General features: G+C 56.6%; 21 protein-coding genes and 1 pseudogene. 7 read left to right on the forward strand and 15 right to left on the reverse strand.

The features are described 5' to 3' along the window. Nucleotides 1-722: 722 nt before the first annotated feature. A pseudogene (locus tag MYA_RS31230) lies at nt 723-863 on the reverse strand (IS110-like element ISCARN26 family transposase); the annotation flags it as partial. Between the two features lie 431 nt (nt 864-1,294). Here MYA_RS31230 and MYA_RS31725 point away from each other — a divergent pair. Further along, the gene (locus MYA_RS31725; protein ID WP_014724208.1) at nt 1,295-1,465 is read left to right on the forward strand and encodes a hypothetical protein; all 171 of its coding nucleotides are present in this window, start codon (nt 1,295-1,297) and stop codon (nt 1,463-1,465) included. A gap of 86 nt (nt 1,466-1,551) precedes the next feature. Here MYA_RS31725 and MYA_RS16340 read toward each other — a convergent pair whose 3' ends face one another. After that, a complete protein-coding gene (locus MYA_RS16340; protein ID WP_050991230.1) occupies nt 1,552-2,325 on the reverse strand; it encodes a hypothetical protein in 774 nt (257 codons plus the stop codon). 41 nt (nt 2,326-2,366) lie between these two features. Here MYA_RS16340 and MYA_RS31235 point away from each other — a divergent pair, with 41 nt between their 5' ends. Genes MYA_RS31235 through MYA_RS16350 form a run of 3 tightly spaced genes read left to right on the forward strand, consistent with a single transcriptional unit; the run spans nt 2,367 to nt 4,403 of the window. Continuing rightward, nucleotides 2,367-2,720 (forward strand): hypothetical protein, encoded by a 354-nt coding sequence (locus tag MYA_RS31235; protein WP_148278577.1) that lies wholly within the window; start codon nt 2,367-2,369, stop codon nt 2,718-2,720. 34 nt (nt 2,721-2,754) lie between these two features. Continuing rightward, nucleotides 2,755-3,753, forward strand: a complete 999-nt coding sequence (locus MYA_RS16345; RefSeq protein ID WP_148278578.1) for an ImmA/IrrE family metallo-endopeptidase — start codon at nt 2,755-2,757, stop codon at nt 3,751-3,753. Further along, nucleotides 3,750-4,403 (forward strand): hypothetical protein, encoded by a 654-nt coding sequence (locus MYA_RS16350; protein ID WP_041494026.1) that lies wholly within the window; start codon nt 3,750-3,752, stop codon nt 4,401-4,403. The genes MYA_RS16345 and MYA_RS16350 overlap by 4 nt, the downstream gene beginning before the upstream one ends. Here MYA_RS16350 and MYA_RS16355 read toward each other — a convergent pair. The 13 genes from MYA_RS16355 to MYA_RS29960 form a co-directional block, all read right to left on the reverse strand. Next, nucleotides 4,400-4,981, reverse strand: coding sequence for a hypothetical protein (locus tag MYA_RS16355; protein WP_041494027.1), 582 nt, complete (start codon nt 4,979-4,981; stop codon nt 4,400-4,402). The two genes, MYA_RS16350 and MYA_RS16355, sit on opposite strands and share 4 nt — an antisense overlap. After that, nucleotides 4,981-5,823, reverse strand: a complete 843-nt coding sequence (locus MYA_RS16360) for a bis-aminopropyl spermidine synthase family protein (protein ID WP_041494028.1) — start codon at nt 5,821-5,823, stop codon at nt 4,981-4,983. Before MYA_RS16360 ends, MYA_RS16355 begins: the two co-directional genes overlap by 1 nt. Nucleotides 5,824-5,900: 77 nt before the next feature. After that, nucleotides 5,901-6,482: an ATP-binding protein gene (locus MYA_RS16365; protein WP_083854901.1), complete on the reverse strand. Its 582-nt coding sequence runs from the start codon at nt 6,480-6,482 to the stop codon at nt 5,901-5,903. 437 nt (nt 6,483-6,919) lie between these two features. Continuing rightward, on the reverse strand, nt 6,920-7,561 hold the full coding sequence (locus MYA_RS16370; RefSeq protein ID WP_238539600.1) for a hypothetical protein: 642 nt from the start codon (nt 7,559-7,561) through the stop codon (nt 6,920-6,922). Between the two features lie 43 nt (nt 7,562-7,604). Beyond that, nucleotides 7,605-8,327 (reverse strand): TniQ family protein, encoded by a 723-nt coding sequence (locus MYA_RS29950; RefSeq protein WP_158333098.1) that lies wholly within the window; start codon nt 8,325-8,327, stop codon nt 7,605-7,607. 447 nt (nt 8,328-8,774) lie between these two features. Further along, nucleotides 8,775-9,743 (reverse strand): TniQ family protein, encoded by a 969-nt coding sequence (locus MYA_RS16375; RefSeq protein ID WP_041494030.1) that lies wholly within the window; start codon nt 9,741-9,743, stop codon nt 8,775-8,777. Continuing rightward, a complete protein-coding gene (locus MYA_RS31240; RefSeq protein ID WP_014724211.1) occupies nt 9,740-9,925 on the reverse strand; it encodes a hypothetical protein in 186 nt (61 codons plus the stop codon). The genes MYA_RS16375 and MYA_RS31240 overlap by 4 nt, the downstream gene beginning before the upstream one ends. 46 nt (nt 9,926-9,971) lie before the next feature. Continuing rightward, a protein-coding gene (locus tag MYA_RS16380; RefSeq protein WP_085954460.1) for an IS3 family transposase occupies nt 9,972-11,059 on the reverse strand; the annotation gives its coding sequence in 2 pieces (ribosomal slippage) (nt 9,972-10,798 and nt 10,798-11,059; 1,089 coding nt in all). A gap of 43 nt (nt 11,060-11,102) precedes the next feature. Next, nucleotides 11,103-11,843: a TniB family NTP-binding protein gene (locus tag MYA_RS16390; protein WP_238539601.1), complete on the reverse strand. Its 741-nt coding sequence runs from the start codon at nt 11,841-11,843 to the stop codon at nt 11,103-11,105. A 9-nt stretch (nt 11,844-11,852) separates the two neighbouring features. Continuing rightward, on the reverse strand, nt 11,853-13,802 hold the full coding sequence (locus MYA_RS16395) for a Mu transposase C-terminal domain-containing protein (protein WP_014724213.1): 1,950 nt from the start codon (nt 13,800-13,802) through the stop codon (nt 11,853-11,855). Then, nucleotides 13,783-14,418, reverse strand: a complete 636-nt coding sequence (locus MYA_RS32175) for a TnsA endonuclease N-terminal domain-containing protein (protein ID WP_230944691.1) — start codon at nt 14,416-14,418, stop codon at nt 13,783-13,785. Before MYA_RS32175 ends, MYA_RS16395 begins: the two co-directional genes overlap by 20 nt. 285 nt (nt 14,419-14,703) lie before the next feature. Next, nucleotides 14,704-15,060, reverse strand: coding sequence for a helix-turn-helix domain-containing protein (locus tag MYA_RS16405; protein WP_041494031.1), 357 nt, complete (start codon nt 15,058-15,060; stop codon nt 14,704-14,706). A 674-nt stretch (nt 15,061-15,734) separates the two neighbouring features. Beyond that, complete coding sequence (locus MYA_RS29960) at nt 15,735-16,436, reverse strand: HAD family hydrolase (protein WP_083854904.1); 702 nt, start codon at nt 16,434-16,436, stop codon at nt 15,735-15,737. A gap of 237 nt (nt 16,437-16,673) precedes the next feature. On the opposite strand from MYA_RS29960, the gene MYA_RS32180 reads away from it, so the two are divergent. From MYA_RS32180 to MYA_RS16420, 3 genes are all read left to right on the forward strand, one after another. Continuing rightward, nucleotides 16,674-16,928 (forward strand): hypothetical protein, encoded by a 255-nt coding sequence (locus tag MYA_RS32180; protein WP_014724215.1) that lies wholly within the window; start codon nt 16,674-16,676, stop codon nt 16,926-16,928. A 509-nt stretch (nt 16,929-17,437) separates the two neighbouring features. Further along, on the forward strand, nt 17,438-18,055 hold the full coding sequence (locus MYA_RS16415) for a LysE family translocator (RefSeq protein WP_011881079.1): 618 nt from the start codon (nt 17,438-17,440) through the stop codon (nt 18,053-18,055). Between the two features lie 110 nt (nt 18,056-18,165). After that, complete coding sequence (locus MYA_RS16420; protein WP_011881080.1) at nt 18,166-18,414, forward strand: hypothetical protein; 249 nt, start codon at nt 18,166-18,168, stop codon at nt 18,412-18,414. Nucleotides 18,415-18,421: the final 7 nt, after the last annotated feature.

Below are 18,421 nucleotides of genomic sequence, written 5' to 3' on the forward strand. Positions count from 1 at the left end.
TTGGCAGTCGCATCATGCGTGTCGCGCCCCAACGACATTTGTCATTGAACACGGCTGGTCCCCTGGCGTTCGGCTAATAAGAAGCGCAAACAGGTGATTTTTTACTTTCTGTAATTCTCGGATGCCGACTCGCGCGTCGATTCCATTATTTGGTCAATAATAGAACAAAGAATTGGCATCCAAAACACAAACAGCAATGGCCACTGATCCGGAAACTTATCAGCGCGCTCCGCGTGGTCAGCCTTTGTGTCAATGACGTTCGAGCTGACTTACACGTCGGACAGATTGTGACCTCAACGTAACCTAGTTTGCACGCCCGCCACACCCAATGGGGCGTACGTGAGTTGTCCTTTTCACTCTGTCATGGCGTGAAGCAATCATGGAAGTGCCGGCGGAGCCGATGCCGCCGAGCGTCAGACGCTATGACTTCAGCCGCTTCGTAACGCAGCATGCGATCAAGTCTAGAACGCGTCGGCCAGATGAAACGATAATAGTTTACCCGACAACGCAGAACACAATTGCCCATTAGCTCACGCAAGGAAGAGGGAAAAACCATCTCTTTCGGACAAAAACCATGTCTTTTGCGACACCATGAAAATTGTATTAATTTCGCAAGCACAAGCAGCGACATTCGCACTTCGATTTCAAGACCGCCCACATAGCTGTAGCGTCGATGTAAAAAGGACCCGTCTCGGCGGTGACCTGAGTAACCGTGTTGAATGTCAAGCTGAGAGGGCTAGATTTTGAGCATTTAGGTGGGTACGGACGATGGCATTGAGGTGGGCGATGAGTTTTCGCACGCAGGCGACCAAGGCCACCTTCTTGAGTTTGCCAGCGGCCACCAGACGTTCGTAGAAGGCACGGCCAGGCGCAGGAGCTGACACTCGGAGAACCGCATGGCCACGAGCTGGCGTCGCCGGGTCACCGGGGGCCGCCGGATCCTGCTGTGCGGGATCGTTCAACGGGCGTACGAAGCGCTCGCAGTCGGGACGTTGTGGCAGTACGGCAGCAAACTCGGAGAGGGTAGGATAAAAGAGAACTCACTTGCCGAATGGGCTACAAGAAACGTCTCAGGTCGCCAGCCCAAAGGGGGCGAACTGTCTCGGCCGGGGCATCAGTAAATGAAGTCCCGTGCCTTGCGCACGCCGCGCGCATTTTAACCACGCGCAGTTCAGCAGTCGCGACCAACATCAGCGGATGTGGCTTCGAGGTCGAGGATGCGGTGACCAACGCCGCGATAGCGGTTGGATCGCTCAGTAGCGCTTCCTGACATTTCGCTTCGATCGAGTTCGCGATGCGGGTCTCCTCGTTCACGCTGGCCAATGTCAACTGGAGGTGGCTCGCCAGTCACGGTCGCGATTCCCGTGGGGACGTCGGCCAACAAGCACATGCGAAGGTCGTCGCGGTCACCACCTACACCAGTTTCACGCCGCCGCCCGAACTGCTCAACGGCATGCTGGACTGAAGCGAAACCTGAGGGAGTCGGTACGGCCACACCGGCTCCGTACAGTTATCTTGATAGAAGAGCGAACACTGTATAAAATCACAGTATCAAGAAAACAGGTCCGTCCCTAATGCCGGCCTAGCCAATTCTTGCGCCATCTGACGTACCTCGGTGGCTAATGCGAGCCATTCGCTCGCAGTGGTGGCCGCACATGCCTGACGGTAAAGCGCAGCGATTGCGCCATCCAAGGGTACTGGATTGATCAATTTGAGGAAGCCCTGCTGATATAGCGCAGCACGAAAGGCAACCTTGTAGGGCGCTCCGTCGAGCGAGACCGCGTCAGAACCATACCGCACCATGGAAGTAACTTGCGAGGGACCGATGCGATTGCTGCTGGCCAGGTTACGCGCACTTTCAGCATAAATATAGTGCTCCAGCGCGTCGTCCTCGATGCTGCTGTCGCTGTGACACAGCAGCGCGTAATGCACCCTCTTACCTTCGCCGCCGCGGCTGGTGATAAGCAGGTGTTCCGGTAAGGGCGCAATGCGGCCGTCTCTTTCGATGGAGTTCAGCCAAAGGAAAGTCTGCGAGGGTGAGACGTCTGCTTGTTTAGGCGCGCTTTTCATTGGGGTAAAGAGCACGTCCACTCGACCGTCGGGACACATCTGACGAGCCAAGTCAACACTGGTACCCAAGGAATTGCCGATGCCCCACGCGAACACCCCATTGCCAGCTATACGCTCCAGTTCCTTGCGCCGGATGATGGCATCGAGTGTTTGCCCGGCCTCGGTACCCATCTTGGTCCAGCAAAAGATATCGGGGACGTCATCGTCGACGTGGTGATGGGCCGTAGTAGCCGACTCAACAAGATTGGCAAACATTGGGATCTCGGATGTGCATATTTGTGATATTATACACAAATATGCACAAGACGCAAGTCCAATGGACCGTAGCCAAAGCCAAACTGAATGAGGCGTTGGCTCAATACAAAGGCACGCCAACAGCCCTGTCGCGGGCTAGCGGCGTGGATTTTTATGCTGCTCGCCGCTTTCTGAATGAAGGCGTCGGCAGCAGAGGGAAAAACGCATTTCGGCTGTGTGCATTTTTTGAAATCGAATTCTCTGAAAATGCACATGCGCAGGAGCCCGAGATCGTGGATTTGCACAAACTGCTCGACGAAGTGTGGGACGGCAGTCGCCCGCACGCTGCGCTGCTGGCGAAATTGATAGAAAGTACACGGTCTTATACCGTGGAAGAACGACGGGGCCAGGGTTAGAACTGGCTCGCCATCTCGAGCATGGGGAGGCATTTTGGCGAATAATGCACGTGAATTCCGGCTACGTCTGGCGAGGTCCACGGGGCTGACCGATGCCGCGATTAGCGCCGCCTGGCCCGAGTGGTGGAGCGATGCCGCCGACGCATCGCCGTCGGCTCAAGCGGAGCTGCGTTTTTCCTTGGCCCGCAATTTGGGGCTCGACCCGCTGACCGTTCTGGACGATCAGGCGCCTCAGTTCGTTTGGGACGACTCGGCGAAATACAAGAGCTTCAAGGGTGATGACCAGCGTGATAAGCCGGCCATCACGGCCTTTGGCAAATCCCTAGTTCGCATGCTCGTCAAATCGGTCGAACAAGCCGCTTCTCTGCAAGGCGTGTCGGCCTCTGAGCTACGCAATTCGATTTTGAAGGCAAACGACTACGTCGGACTGGTCGAACTGTTAGCCACTCTGTGGGGTGTCGGCGTACCCGTTCTGCATCTGCGCGTTTATCCCCTGGCCGCCAAGCACATGAGCGCCATGGTGGCCAGCTTCAAGGATCGTTATGGAATCCTGCTAGCCAAGGACTCGTCGTATCCAGCCTCGATTGCGTTCTATCTGGCCCACGAAATTGGCCACATCGCTTGCGGCCATGTCACGGCAGGATCAGCGCTTCTTGACATGGAAGATGACGAGATATCGGAAGAGCAGGACGCGGAAGAAATCGAGGCGGATCGTTACGCGCTGGAGCTGCTCACTAGCGACCCGGATTTCGAAGTCTCCAAGCAAGGCCAAGGCTACAATGCGCGCGAACTCGCCGCCCAGGCACTGTCGCTCGGCCCCCAAATGCGAATTGAGCCAGGCACGCTAGCGTTGTGCTACGGCTACGCCACCGGCGAATGGGCTGTCGCCCAAAATGCGATGAAGCATATCTATGCCAATGCCATGCCCGCTTGGGAAGTGGTCAACGGCATCGCATCCCAGCAAATGGCATGGGAGAACCTGAGCGACGAGAACGCACACTTCGTGAAAGCAGTCATGGGGGCAGTCCGATGAGCAAGGCACTGATCGATACAGACGTTTTGCTCAAGACCGCGTCGTACAAGTTGTTAAAGCAACTACTCGCGTCCGCACCGCTCGGGAGCAAAGAATTTGGAATGATCGCGGCCGCCCAATTCGTCGTCTCTGGCAAGTTCAAGAAAAAGCTGAAGGAGCCTCAGTTGGCGGAAGCCAAGGCTCACTTCCAAGAAGCCATTGCGTCCATCGCGGCGATCGAGCCGAGCTCAGAGGAATTGGCACTTGCCGCCAGATTGGAAAGCGCCGCGGTGGGAATGGGCGTAGACCTAGATTTGGGTGAAAGCCAAATCTGCGCTTTGATGGTGTCGCGCGGCGTGGATTTGATGATGACCGGCGACAAGCGCGCGATCAAGGCGATCGCCGCACTCAAGGAACACGAAGCCTGCGCCTATGCGTATGGCAAGGTGGCGTGCTTGGAGCAGCTTGTCTTATGGATGATCGCGGGCGCAGGCCTGGAGGCCGTGCAAACCTCCATCTGCGCCTTGCCCACGGTCGACACTAGTCTGAACATCGCGCTGGGTTGCTACTCCCAGGGCGCCAACCTCGAGTCCTGCCAGGAGGGCCTGATGAGCTACATCAACTACATCCAGACGGAAGTGCCACGGGTTTTGATCGCGTATCCCGCCTAGTTCTTGAGGAAAACGGCGTACGGTTCGCAGACCTCGGCCACCAAGTCGATCTGTATGCATGAGCCGGCTTCTTCCGGCGCTGGGGGAATATCCACGCCTTCACCCAGTTCCAGGCAGGCCTTATCGACGCGGCCTTGGATGTATTTCTGGCCCGACATCCCTTTGCTGTTGCCGATGGCCACGGCGGACTTGTTCAAGGGCAGTATCAGCTCCTCGCGGCGAAGATTCTTGATCGCAAGCGCATATCTGGAACCGCGGACGTTGATAGCGTTGGGCACTTCGCGCCAATCGTCACCATCGGTCGAATAGTACTTGGCTCGCACTGGGTCGGCAAAGTGGTGCGACACCATTTCATTCATGCACAGAACCACCTTCTCACCGCGCGCCTCACGGTCCGCAACAAAAGGTTGAACCATCGTGGTCGGGTGGCATGTATTCCCGCCATAGCCCCACAGGGCAAAGCCAGCGTCTTTGATTTCCTTGCTCTTGCGCTCGATGATGTCCTCAAGAGTTTCTTGAGCGTGGACGCCGACCTTCATAAACAGGATGCCTCGATTGGGCTGGATGATGCGGGCCATTATTGCCCCCCTTGGTCAAAAGTCTCATATTGGTACTCGTCGTCGTGAGCCATGCCATAATCGACGCGCTTTCGTTCACGCACATACCTGATCTTGATAGGCCGCCCATCACCATAGAAATTCACCAAACGGTCCTGGTCGGTGATGGCGTCTGAAGTCCGCACCCCGGCTGTACCCGGCAGCGACTTGATCATCAAATTGCACGATCGCAGATTGGGGTTGTCATCCAAATGGTATAGATGAACCTTGGACGCCATACGCTGGATGTAAAAACCGGAACTCAGTGCAAACCTCTGGACTTCCGCCAAAACGTACTGCGGCCAATCCAGTTCGTGGTCGTCAGCGATCACAATCATGCCTTCTCCCTTGTTGCCTACAGCTTCCATCCCGCGTTGAGAGAAAACATTAACGCTGGCGCCGCCGTTGCTGGCCCCCCAAGGCGGGTTTGTATAAAAGCAGTCGAAGCGGCCGACATCCGGGAAGGCCTCCAGCACGTTGTAAAGGGTCGAGTCGAGCGTCTCGATGCGCTCGCGGTCGGCGAAGCGCTTGATGGCACCGCAGATGCGTTCGTCGAAGTCGAATACCTGAATCCTCGTCGGCCCGTAATTCAATATCTTGCGATGCATCAAGTAAGCGACGCTCACGCTGATCGCATCCCCATCCCCAATGAAGGCCAGCCTCTTGCCGTCGGCCCACTTTGCGACCATCTCGCTTTGAAGAACCATGTCACCGGTTTTCATATAGATCTGGTCCATTTCCCTTAGCGGCCTGGGGCGATTTTGAACCACATCAGAAATTGCATTGATTGCTGCCTTGAGATCAATCTCCCGTCGCTCTGCCATACTGCCCCCAATGAAGTGGTCTGCCTAGTTTTAATTGGCACCGCAATATCTGGACAAAAGCTCTTGAGTCAACATTATTAAATCTTTGCAACGGTCAAAAAATTATCGACAACCAGGTCAAGCGCGAGAGAAGTATCGAGAAAATGGCTTGGCCGTCCAAGCATTAGACCGTATTGCACGGCGATCGAGGCCTGCAGTTTGACATGCATGTCCAGATCATAAATTGAGGATAGCATGCGACCTTCCGCATTCAAGTTGATACGACGTTCCAGCTCTTCCGGTCGGGTATAGGTACAGACGATGGCGTCAGGAATCAGCATCTGCAACTGCTCAATAGTGAAAGCAGTTACCCTAAAGCCGTAGGTTTCCTTGGTCACCGGGTGACTATCTATTATGACGTGATGGGACCGCCGCGCAGCCTCCACTTCGTCTACCAATCTCTCGTCAGTAGCCACAACATCGGCGCGCGTCACCGCGGCCGCTGATTCCCTGCGGATTTGCTCTGCGTCATATGGCATCGCAATGCGGGCCGCGAGGGTTTCTCTCAGCATGTCGCTGTACGAGAAGACACGAACCCCCGCACTCCGCTGCAAGATAGCATGGCAGATTGACGATTTCCCCGTCGCTGGTGCCCCGGTCAAATAGATCACACGTCCCACGCGATGCCCTCCTTGATTCCGTCACTAGGTATTGCCTCAGGTAGTATCTACGGCCGCACGTCGGATTACCACGAGGCGACATGCTTTTTGCTCGGAGACAGTGATCACACCCCAATTTCTTGATATTGAATTCATCAAGAATTTTCATGACACGACGGCGGTCGCCTCCAGTCATCGTCATTGCCATGACCGTTCTGCCTCGACAGACCAAACATAAGGAAGTATTGCAATACTCGCAATGCCGAAATGTTGTTCTTTCCGGTCAGTTTTGTGGGATGGGTAAACCACTACATCCGATTACTACCCTACCGCGAACGGAGATTTTGGCTGTGGGTACCAAAACGAATTTTGATCATCCTGCGTACCCGCATTTCCCAAACCGACGTGACCTACGCCCCGCCCTGTGAACAGAACTGACGATTGAATTGCACAGCCACCTATTCTTGTCCCGATCGACACCTGACGTCGACGGGTGTGGCAATGGGCAAAGCAACGAACTGTAACTCCGGCATTTCGTCCCATTCCTGGACAAAGGGAAGATAGAAGCAAACCATCCACACATCAGCAGCCTTGCGAGCCGCATAGGGGTGCGCAATTTCGCCGTCCGCACGGACGCGGTCGAATTCAAAAATTTTCTTGTGCGGATAGTCTGAGGAGGTGTACCGAGCTTCCATCATACGGCGAACGACCTCGTTGGGATAACCCGGATGGCCAAGCGTATTGGCCTCGACAATCGCCGCTTCGATATGCGCCTCCTCGGTGAGATGGCAGTCGGTCAATCTCTCTTCGCCGAGCACTACTTCATCCACCATGTACGGTGGCCCCTGATACCAGACCGGGTCACGCTCGACGAGTCGAATAGCGACCACCGTCCGACTGCCTACGTCCGTACACTTCCACCTGAAAGGCCCCTCGACGAATTCAAGACCGATTTGGAAGTCAGCTAGATTCATGTCTATCACCATTCGATTTGTCATCGATGCCTCGAACACGCGCATTTCTTTCTCTACACCATGAAGGGACCGGTACGGCTCATTCTGGCGAACCGTGATGTTCGCGTCGAAGCGTCCGATGCCCATACGCGTGATCGACACGCATCCACTAGGTCAACCTCCGCTCGAATCAGAGAAAACCCAATACGCTTCGTATCTGATGCAACGGAACTCGCCGCCGGTCGACCACTCCATGTCCGCATTTCTTTTGAACAGCTCCCTGGCAATCCATTCGCTTCTCGACCGCAGCCAGTCCTGCCGACAGTCCAGCTCCCGTCGCCGCCAACAAATGCCAGCACTGGTCCAGATGACGTGCAGTCTCAATCTCCTCTCGTTTGCATGCCACCGGCGCGATGTGCGAAAAATCGAAACCGCATCTGCATCGCGCCATGTTCGGCCGCGTCACCACAATCGGCTTTTGGCACTGTGGGCAAACGTCAAGCAACTGAACGGAATGCGCGGGACATGCCGTCATCCATGTCAGCCGATGTACGGCGAGCATGATCCCATCGTCTACAACACACAGCGGACAAATGCGTTCGCGCATCCGAACAAGCAGATGCCTGGCCTCGATCACATGATGACCAATCGAGTACCCGAACGCGGTTCTACGCGCCCGTCCGCCGGTTTCAATTGGACACATCATTCTCATGGTCGATTGCCCAATGCGGCAAACACGCGACAATTCTGCAATCTCGGCTGAGACCAATGGACCGAAGGCCACACAACCGGCGTCCCGTAGCAATGCATCAACACTTCGCAGGCCGTTTGCATCTACCAAACGCATGAGCATCGACGACAACGATTCGTCAGGATGCGGGTCGACACGAAGTGCAAGCGGTGATCGTGACATCGAATCCTCCCAACTCATGGGTCAAGAAACCCAACTCCGATTACCCATATCGAACTCGTGACCGATACAACGTTCGTCACTAACGATAGGCACCTGACTGCATACTCATCAGTGTCGTGATCACCAGTTCCTCTCCATCGGGGCTATCGAGACAGACAACGGGCTTCCTCCATCCAAGTGAAGGGACCTCTTCTTGCAACCACGTACACAACCACCTTTTCGCGTCAAACCCCTCCGGCTCACCTGAGTCATTGACCATTCGCTGCACAAGATTCACCAACCTATCCCAGACCTCATCCGACACGCGCTCGACCATGCATTCCGGTCGACATGCGCCACAACGGCACGTTTTCACGATGTTCACCGTATCGAAATTCAACATCCCACTGCGAACCCGGTGGCGATCTGACCAAAGCCGGATCGCCACCGGCCAATTACGACCTCGCGTCACGCGGCTCGCGACACATTGCGCCCTATCGCGTCGACAAGGGCATGGTGGAGGAACGCGAATTGCGGCTCAGGGAGCTCAGAAAACAAGCGGAAGGAAATGTGCTCAACGCTTCGCGCCGAGTCCACGAGCGACTTCGATCGCGTCGGATATTGTCGTTCCGCATTGACAAGTTCTGCAAAGCCGTCAGGCCAGTCCATCAAGACGCGTCCGATCTTCTGCATTCGCGGGCCAAGTTCATCAATCGCCTTCGACCGCAGCCCCTTGTCCGTCGAACCACTTGTCGCACCACTTACGCGGTACAGAAACGACAGCACGCGCAAGAGTTCTCCCAGATCAAGCGCTGAAAAATCCGGTGGCACGTCCAGCGGACAACGCGGCACATCTCGTTCAAAGCTCATGCGCCAACGCCGATCGATGAGTCGGGCAATCAGCATCTCGCTCGCCTCCGCAGGTTGACACGTTGCCGAGCCAAGATCACTCCCACACTGACAACGCGCCAAACTGGGCCGCATGGGCGACACATCGCGCTTACAGTTTGGGCAGCGATCCAGGAGACGCACGCCGTGAACGGCACAGCCCGTTGCGAACACGTATGCGCTCACGCCAAGCATATGTTTATGCTCCGCGATGCACGCCGGGCATATGCGCTCGTTGGCGCCGACGAGAATCGAATCGGGTTCGACCCAGTGACCGTAAAAGCTGATCTTGATGCGTTTCGTTCCGTTACGGTCAATCGCACCCACGGTCAGCGGTGTCATCGCCCGGACCAACTTCGACGAAAGCCGACAAACACTGGCAAGCGCATCAGCCTCCGAGGCAAAGCGCGGCCGGAATGCCGCCACGCCCGCACGTCGTAGAACCATCCCTGGCCCACTCAGCCCATTGACCTCGGCAACGCGATGCAACAGCGACGAGAGCGACTCTCCGCGATGCGGTGCGACGCTAAGAAGAAGAGGGGTCGTCATTGCACGTCTCCCGCAAAAGGTTCACCGGGTTTGTTGAGAGGGTAACCGTTGAACTTCGCATCGAACGGATTGCGTGCCGGCGGCGCATCCTTCCAGATATGGACGAGAAATGCCGCGGCAAAGTCATTCAGCGAGACGCTTTTCGCCCCACGTTGTTCTGCAATCCGATACGCACCGTTCAACAGTTTGGGTAATCCCCCCGCTTTTAACGCGAGTCAGAAGTAGAGACTATGCCGCGGCCATGAGCCGCTGTTTCGGCGTCACGCCGCCAAGGCCCATGTTAGGGCGCTCGTGATTGTATTGCCACATCCACTCGGTTGCGAAGTGCTGCACGTGCGCGAGGTCGTCCCAGTAGTACTGCGATAGCCATTCATAGCGTACTGTCCGGTTGAATCGCTCCACGTAGGCGTTCTGCTGCGGCTTGCCAGGCTGGATGTAGTTCAATGAAATGCCCTGTCTGGTGGCCCACTGCGTGATCGCATCGCTCAAATACTCTGGACCGTTGTCGCAGCGTAACGCCATCGGTTTTCCCCGCCAGCCGATGATCTGCTCCAGTGACCGAATGACGCGCGCCGAGGGCAACGAGAAGTCGATCTCGATTCCCAATGCTTCTCGGTTGAAGTCGTCGATCACGTTGAACAGCCGGATACTGCGGCCGTCCTTCAACTGATCGTGCATGAAATCCATCGACCATACCGCATTCACCGACGCCGGCACGATCAGCGGCTCCGGCGCCTGCCGTACGAGCCGCTTGCGCGGCTTGATGCGCAGGTTCAACTCCAGTTCTCGATAAATCCGGTACACGCGCTTGTGGTTCCAGCCGAAGCCCTTCACGTTGCGCAGATACAGGAAACACAGCCCGAAGCCCCAGTTGCGATGATTGTCGGTCAGCCGTAGCAGCCAATCGGCAATCTGTTCGTTCTCCGCATTGCGCTGCCGCTCATAGCGGTAGCACGTTTGGCTTATGCCAAATGCCTCGCACGCAAGCCGGATCGACACACCCCGGCTCGCTACTGCTTCTCTGGCCATCTCGCGGCGGGTAGATGGCCTCAGTCTTTTTTTGCTAGCGCCTCCGCGACGATCTCCGCCTTGATCTTCTCTTCGACATACATCTTGCGCAGTCGCGCGTTCTCCGCTTCCAGCTCCTTCATCTTGGCCATCAGCGACACGTCCATCCCGCCGTACTTGCTGCGCCAGTTGTAGAAGGTCGCCGTGCTAACGCCCAACTCCCGACAAATCTCCGGCACCGCCACCCCAGCTTCCGCGCGCTTGAGCGCTTCCATGATCTGGCTATCCGTGAACTTCGACTTCTTCATCGCGTAGAACTCCCTTTGCTGGAAATTCTACTTCTGATCCCGCCTACTGAACGGGGGTATTACCTTTGCACATGTAGTCCACAAGTCCTGATGTCGCGTAATACAACTTCATCGCGACCCGCTTATTTGCGATGTCCATCATCGGCAGAGGCATATCTTTGGCAAGTGCATGCATCACGCCAATGAACCTCTCACCACCCTCCTTAGTGTTGGCATCGAACGAGCGGATCTCCGCCACGCGAGAAAACCGGCGCCGCAACTGCCCATTGACCTGCAGTACGCGGAGCAGCGATGGCAGCCCCGAGAGCACAACAGCGGTGGGGAGCCGGTCCAGCAGCACCTTCAACCAGTTCGCGACCTGTCTCAATGAACGACGATCGCCCTCGACAAAGTGCTGAAACTCGTCGAGCATAATGATCTCGACGCCACAACCATGTACTAGCTTGACAATCTGTTCCGTCAAGCGCGCACTCGATTGACCAGCTTGCGGAATCTCACCCAAGGCAATCAGGATCGCCTCTGCAAGAGACCGGACGGTTGGCACCGCAGGCACGATCACGTAGAGAACCGGTACGTGCCGGCGCAGTACCTCTTCGCGCACCGGGAATTTGGCGCGATAGCATTCGAGCACGGTCGACTTTCCGGCACCAGACTCTCCGATGGTGGCCAGGCAACCGGCTTCGCCGGATTCCCGCAGCCACTGATGAATGTCCTCGATACTCTTGAGCGCAGCAACGAAATCGGGATGTTCGACGATGCTTTTGCGGACATTGAATCGTTTCATGACGATCTCCTACCGTTCGGTACGCTTCATGACTGAAAATTCAGGAACACTATCGAATCTGACGACTATGGGATCCACTTGATCTGACTCGGCGGAATCGTCCACGGCGTTCCCGCCGGCGGTTCCCAACAAAAGTTCCTTGCTCGACTTCCCCTTGATCTGCGCAACCCATTTACGCTTCTTGAGTTTCTGATCAAGTTCCGCCTTGGCAATATCGTCTGCGAGACGGATACGTGCTTTGCGAAGCGAGACGGGGTTGATGTCGATGCTGCTGTCTCGCATGCCGCCGGTGATCTCGTTGTGCATCCATCGCGTTAGATCCTTCGTGTAATCCGGATCCGTACAATCGACGCGAAGGTATTCCTTGCTTCGCGGGTCGTAGACGAAGATATGGCTGGTCTGATCGTTGAAGTACCGCACCCGCACTTTTTCATCGTCGGGAATGCTGTGACGGAGCAACTGCAGTGCACTGGAATTGTATGAAAGGTGCTCAAATGTCACGCCACTGTTTGTAATAGGGCGCATGATGGCGTCCGAAAATGCGATGGATAGCTGACCCGGATCGGCCGGCATATAGGTAGGTGTCAGACGTGCACTTTCCTGCCAAGCCTGGGCTGGCGTCTTGCGCTTCAAGCCGCGATGTGGCGTGTGCTGGTAACACTCCACAATCCAGCGCACGACAAACACCGTCAGCTCCTCGAGCGAAACGCACGCAAGCTTCTCGGACGGGTAGTCTCCACGATCCTTGGTATTCGATCGGGTCGTCCCGGGAATCAAGTGAAAGAGCTGTTCCGCTATCGTGCGCATGAACCGTTCGATGCGGCCTTTGAACCAGGGTGCACGCCTCGGGCAGTACACGAGTGAAATACCCAGATCGTCACAGCCTGCTCGCATGGCGGACCCGTGGAATTCCCACGCGTTGTCGCCGACGACCATCTCAGCCACACCTCGCGCCAGCCATTCAAGGTGTCCCAGACCCAATCGATTCAACAGATCGCACTTGCTGAGCATGGCCATTTGCATTGCCCATCCGACCTCCTCCTGGCCAGGTGAGCGCGCCCCGATATGAAACCCCATCACCATACGAGTGTGCGCGTCAATGATGAGCGTCAGTACGGGACGAACGATGACCATACGGGTGCGCTCACAGACGCACATCAAGTTCACTGGCGTGTGGTCAATTTCCCACCGTTCGTTGAGCCTTTTTGTCTTGAGTCGGCGAAACACTGGCCGATACTGCTTCAGTGCTTCGGCGCGACCCTCCCGGGCCGCAGTAACGAGATAGCTGTTCAGTTTCTCGACATGACGATAAAGCGTTGACCTACTTATCGTTGGCAACGGATTATCTGGATCACGTTCGTTATGAACGTCGATGGCCTCCTCGACACGATCGTACAATCTCGCGACGTTGAGTTTCTGGTCGTTGAGATAGTGCGTATCGATCACATCTTCCACCAGCGTGAGCAGTGGACCATCGAGGATTTCGCGTCGCCCCTTGTTTTCATGTCGCGGCACCACGTCCATGACATCACTCGAATGTAGGTAGCGCTTGCGCCAGCGACAGAAGGTTCGATAGTCCGGCGGCATCGATGCGCCAACCTCGCACGCCACCCGTTTGATGACCTTCTCGACCTCGCGAACGCGTGAGCACTTCGCCGCCTCGACGGCTCTCAGATAGACGAGCCTTGCACGCATTACGACAATATCTTTCTCTTCGAATGTTGAAACATCGCGCCGAGCAACGACGATCGGTGACGCCCCTGTCTCGAGCAGCGATTCGACTCTGACGGACCATTGGCCGTTACCATGCCGTGCCCAGATTTCCGCTTCGTGCAGGCGTATTGGCGAGCCGTACTCGGAGCTGAGTTCGATTCGACCATCGGGCATCGCACTCTGGACACGCCAGACGTACTCGCCCTCGCAGAACTCGACGCCACGTTTAAGCAAAAATTTTTGCATGACGCACCTCCGAAGGAGCGACGTAGATGGCTGCGTCGGAGGTCAGTGGCACATCGAGATCGATGCCTGCGGCGCCATTGGCGATCCAGGTCAACGCGACGTCGCGCGTACGGGCCAGATGCACGAGATTTCGGAAAGTCTTCGGATGCTTCTTTTCAACAAGCCACTGTGCTTCCCGAATCCGTTCGGATGAAATTCGCCCCCGCCACGGCCGCAAGAGCCGCAGCGTCTCGTGACGCGTGCCGGCGATGTAGGTACGTTCATCCCAAATGAAGAGGGCGTATCCATGCTGCGCGAGGACGGCCCTCGCACGCGCCATGCGGGCCTGCACTGAAGGCTTCTGTAAATCCTTTGCGGGCTTGGCTTCGACGAAGACAGTCGAACCGTCGCGACGCACAACCTCGTAGTCGGGCGTGTATCGAAAAACCTGACTGGCCTCACGGAGGACAAATGTTCTATCTTGAGCGCTACGGAAGCGCAGTACCTCCTGGCTGAACTCGAGCAAGAGGGTCGTGGCCTCTTCAGCCAGGGAATACCATGGCGTCGAGCAAGCGTTTTTGACGGATGGCGTGAAACCTCGAAAATTTCCGCCACTGCGGGTATCGTACGAAGGCATGGTGATGTCTCCTGCGCCTCGATGGGCGCGTGGATGAGAGGGCGCCGGCCCGTATGGGCGAGCGCCGACCGCGTGGATGTCACTTCCACGCAACTAGGAGACGAGTTGGGGCTTGACGCGAATGAGGAGGGAGCTATACTGAAATTGCTTAGGCCTCAGCATTGCCCCGCTCATCCGGGTCGAAAGAACCAATCCGTCCTAGATGGGTTGGTTTTTTCTTTTCTGTCAAATAGGCAGTTCTCCTAAATCAATAGGTTGATGGGGAAATGTATTTTCCTCGTGGCGCTACCGATCAAGCCTCGCAACCAATTCGTCCAGCAACGTGACCTGGTCGCCGTTCAAACGCGTCGATGCCCGAACCAAACGATTAATCACCCGCAACGTGTCTGAGTGCAGGTCGTCAGGCAGTCGCAATTTCTTTTGTGAATCCCGGGCCGCCTCGAGCAATGAAGCGACATCGGCTTCGCCCATATCCAGTGCCGCGGCGATGCGCTCGATTTGCTCAGGCGACGGCGGCGGCTTCACTCCGCGCTCAAGCTTCCACACATACTGGATTGCGACCCCGAGTTGCTTGGCCAGATTCGTCTGACTGAGTCCGGCGCGCTTCCGGTAATTCACCAATGCATTCGAGAACGGTGTCATTGCTTCTCAACTTGACGTTTCCTGTCTCTCAATTTATGTCGTGACCCAGCCGGCCGGCAAGGGAATTTTTCTTTTTCTGCGCGACAACACATGCAGAAGAAGTCTCGTATGAATGGAAAAATAGTGGGGCGTGTTATGGAGACGCAGAAAATGAGAAGAAAATAATTTCCCTTTTTGTACAAGTCCCGGCTCTGACGTTTCCCGAGTAGGGTCAATTCGTTCGTAAAATCTCTGGACCGAGTGCGCGCTGAAATCGGCGAAAATTAACCAATAGGTGTTCAAAACGCACACAAATTTTCGACGACGGACGAGCAACGCCTGCCCGCCGACCGGCGACCGTTGTGTGAAAGTTACACTTTTAGGGCAAGTCTGAGCTGGGTAGCAGATCGACAACGGATGGCCAATCTGTAGCCCATATCACTGCATCAAGACGAAGTGATTTGTGCGGCGGCAAGGAGTATTCGCCGCAAGACGGCCCCGCTGAGCACTCTCGCTTGCTTTGGAAATCGTCGATACGATCGACAACATCGTCCCGGGCGATCCGCTCGCACTCTCGAAAAAGCGCGGTGACGATAACCTCCGACTTCGAACGACCATAGAGCGACATCCACCTTCAAAGGGTCAGACGCGCTCGGACCAAGGGGCGCAAGCGATGAACTGGTTGGCAGACTTCGTTACGCCAGCCCTCGAATCAGCCGGGGATTCGGTAGCTCCGGAAACACCATGAGTGCTCGGCTATGACGAGACGGTAGGCCAGTCGGCTCGCGTTCGATCAAGATCGCGCGCAATCCGTATTCAATCGGGCCGCGATAATCGTTGGGCAGACTATCTCCCACCCACAGTACAGTATTGTGGATGCCGATCACGACATCGCCGCCCAGTTGGGCGATCACCCACCCGTAAAAAGAAGGTGCTGGTTTTGTGTAGCCGATCTCGAATGACCAGGCATATGCGTCGAGCGGAAACGGCAACAGTCTCAGCAGCGGCTCGGCGTAGGGCATCGCAAGGTTTGATGCCACCGCGATCTTGATACCCCGTTCTTTCCATCCGTGTAGTACGTCAACAACTTCTGGGTATAACTCAATGCTCGCCAGTTCAACGGCAAGGTCTGCTTCGAGCGAAGCGATTAGCGCGTCATCGTGAACACCTAGATGCTGTCCAGCGTCGCGCAGCGTCAGTGGCCTGGTCATTATCAGTTTGCGAGCCGCCGAGCGGTCGTCGCAACAACGCAGCAGCTTTCCATAGGGGTGTCGACGATCCCGGATCCGGCAAAGTGTTCCGAAGGCATCGAAAACCACAAACTTGATCCCTTCTGGATCCTGCAAAGAAAGATCCGACGGCGTCTCACTGAGTCGGTTGGTTACCCAATTGGTCATTTCGCGCCATACCTCTTACGTTGCTGCGAAGTCACGCGGGCCTTCACAGGGACGATCGTTCGACACCTCATTTCCACGACGGTCTTGTTGTTCGACTACACCGGAGGTTTCGATGGGGTCACTCACGATAACGACGTTACAACGGCCGACGTTCCGACGTCCCGAAGGTCCCGATGTCCCGATGTCCCGATGTCCCGATGTCCCGATGTCCCGATGTCCCGATGTCCCGATGTCCCGATGTTCCCGATGTTCCCGATGTTCCCGATGTTCCCGATGTTCCCGATGTTCCCGATGTTCCCGATGTTCCCGATGCTCCCGATGTTCCCGATGTTCCCGATGTTCCCGATGTTCCCGATGCTCCCGATGTTCCCGATGTTCCCGATGCTCCCGATGCTCCCGATGTTCCCGATGTTCCCGATGTCCTTGGATGGTAAGCGCTCATTGGAGGCCGTTGTTCAGGCCCAATCGCTCGTCGTCAGTCGAGTCATGTGAGACTGCGGTTCCGAGGCAATCAGCACCATGGCAATCGCCAGGGACTGCATCCCTCTTCATTTTCAACTTGTTCGCGAAGCCCTACATCGCAGTCACCGTTCACGCCTCCTCACTCTTCCGTGGACCGTTGGAGAATGACTTTCCAGGCGCGTTCGCGCGGATGAGCCTAAACCGTGAACGGGCGGTAAGCGCCTCCAACGCGGCAATAACGATACAGCGAGCTTGATCAAACATTGCGCCAAAAGCCCATGCCGGCAAATATTCGCTATCACTTTCCGCGAGTCGTGGCTGGTCGCGGCTTTTACGCAAGGGATGGCAGTCAATTATTCAAAGACAACTTATTGAGACTGCGGACATCTTTTCTGAGAGACAACAACCAGCCCATCGGCCGACGACAACAACCACCCCTCCGTACCGGCAATCGTCAATCCAACTGTACCGGTACTGTACATAAACCCGTCGCTACACTGACTCCATCCCAGCCTCGAACACGAATGGAGAACTTCGCGATGGAATTCCTCACCCTCAGCGCATTGCCGGCCGGCATGCTGTTCGCGCTCGTCACGTCGATCACGCCAGGCCCGAACAACACGATGCTGCTCGCGTCCGGCGTCAACTTCGGTTTCCGCCGCACGATGCCGCACCTGTTCGGCATCAGCAGCGGCGTTGCGATCCTGATGCTCTGCGTCGGCTTCGGCCTCGGCGAAGCGTTCCGCCGCGTGCCGTTCCTGTATACGATTCTCGAAGTCGCGAGCGTCGCCTATCTGCTGTATCTCGCATGGCGAATCGGCACGTCCGGGGAGGTAAAGGCGCACGGCGCGAAGCCGCGGCCGATGACGTTCGTCGAAGCCGCCGCGTTCCAGTGGGTGAACCCGAAAGCGTGGATGATGGTGCTGACCGCCGCGACGACGATCCGCCTGTCCGCCGACTACGGCATGAACGCCGCGTGGATGGCCGTCGTGTTCGTCATGATCGGCTTTCCGTGCATCAGCCTGTGGGCCGCCTTCGGCCAGGGCCTGCGCCGCTTCCTGTCGAACCGCCGCGCGCTGCGCATCTTCAACGTCACGATGGCCGCGCTGCTGGTCCTGTCGCTGTATCCGCTCGTCATCCACTTGCTACCGCAGTAAGCACTCACAAGTGCGCCCGTTGAGCTTCGTGCGGCGCAGGCGTACCCTTCGCGTACGGGCGCGTGCAGCCGCTTAGGCGGCTGCACCGCTGCTCTGCACGGAGGTTGTCGATGAAGCCACTGCTGAAGGCCGGCGAGCATATCGAAGGCATGCACTGGGTCGCCGAATATCGCCCGCTCACGCACGACATCCGCGTGCTGCGCGAAAACGTCGAAGTGGGCACGTACTGCGCGCCGCCGACACTGTTCGGCGACGAAGCCGAAATAGGCGCCGCCAGCCACATCGATCATCGCAGCCAGGAGGCGGCGCTGCGCGCGTATCTGCGAAATTTCGTCAAGGAACACGACGCCGAGGAATAGCGGCGCA

The sequence above is a fragment of the Burkholderia sp. KJ006 genome (assembly GCF_000262695.1).
In the GTDB taxonomy this organism is placed as follows: Bacteria; Pseudomonadota; Gammaproteobacteria; order Burkholderiales; family Burkholderiaceae; genus Burkholderia; species Burkholderia vietnamiensis.

Excerpts from the sequence above, each read along its gene's own strand:
- MYA_RS31725 (WP_014724208.1), top strand. The coding sequence starts at position 1,295 with ATGCGGGTCTCCTCGTTCACGCTGGCCAATGTCAACTGGAGGTGGCTC.
- MYA_RS16340 (WP_050991230.1), bottom strand. The coding sequence starts at position 2,325 with ATGTTTGCCAATCTTGTTGAGTCGGCTACTACGGCCCATCACCACGTC.
- MYA_RS31235 (WP_148278577.1), top strand. The coding sequence starts at position 2,367 with ATGCACAAGACGCAAGTCCAATGGACCGTAGCCAAAGCCAAACTGAAT.
- MYA_RS16350 (WP_041494026.1), top strand. The coding sequence starts at position 3,750 with ATGAGCAAGGCACTGATCGATACAGACGTTTTGCTCAAGACCGCGTCG.
- MYA_RS16355 (WP_041494027.1), bottom strand. The coding sequence starts at position 4,981 with ATGGCCCGCATCATCCAGCCCAATCGAGGCATCCTGTTTATGAAGGTC.
- MYA_RS16360 (WP_041494028.1), bottom strand. The coding sequence starts at position 5,823 with ATGGCAGAGCGACGGGAGATTGATCTCAAGGCAGCAATCAATGCAATT.
- MYA_RS16370 (WP_238539600.1), bottom strand. The coding sequence starts at position 7,561 with ATGGGCATCGGACGCTTCGACGCGAACATCACGGTTCGCCAGAATGAG.
- MYA_RS29950 (WP_158333098.1), bottom strand. The coding sequence starts at position 8,327 with ATGTCACGATCACCGCTTGCACTTCGTGTCGACCCGCATCCTGACGAA.
- MYA_RS16375 (WP_041494030.1), bottom strand. The coding sequence starts at position 9,743 with ATGACGACCCCTCTTCTTCTTAGCGTCGCACCGCATCGCGGAGAGTCG.
- MYA_RS16390 (WP_238539601.1), bottom strand. The coding sequence starts at position 11,843 with ATGAAACGATTCAATGTCCGCAAAAGCATCGTCGAACATCCCGATTTC.
- MYA_RS16395 (WP_014724213.1), bottom strand. The coding sequence starts at position 13,802 with ATGCAAAAATTTTTGCTTAAACGTGGCGTCGAGTTCTGCGAGGGCGAG.
- MYA_RS32175 (WP_230944691.1), bottom strand. The coding sequence starts at position 14,418 with ATGCCTTCGTACGATACCCGCAGTGGCGGAAATTTTCGAGGTTTCACG.
- MYA_RS16405 (WP_041494031.1), bottom strand. The coding sequence starts at position 15,060 with ATGACACCGTTCTCGAATGCATTGGTGAATTACCGGAAGCGCGCCGGA.
- MYA_RS29960 (WP_083854904.1), bottom strand. The coding sequence starts at position 16,436 with ATGACCAATTGGGTAACCAACCGACTCAGTGAGACGCCGTCGGATCTT.
- MYA_RS32180 (WP_014724215.1), top strand. The coding sequence starts at position 16,674 with ATGTTCCCGATGTTCCCGATGTTCCCGATGTTCCCGATGTTCCCGATG.
- MYA_RS16415 (WP_011881079.1), top strand. The coding sequence starts at position 17,438 with ATGGAATTCCTCACCCTCAGCGCATTGCCGGCCGGCATGCTGTTCGCG.
- MYA_RS16420 (WP_011881080.1), top strand. The coding sequence starts at position 18,166 with ATGAAGCCACTGCTGAAGGCCGGCGAGCATATCGAAGGCATGCACTGG.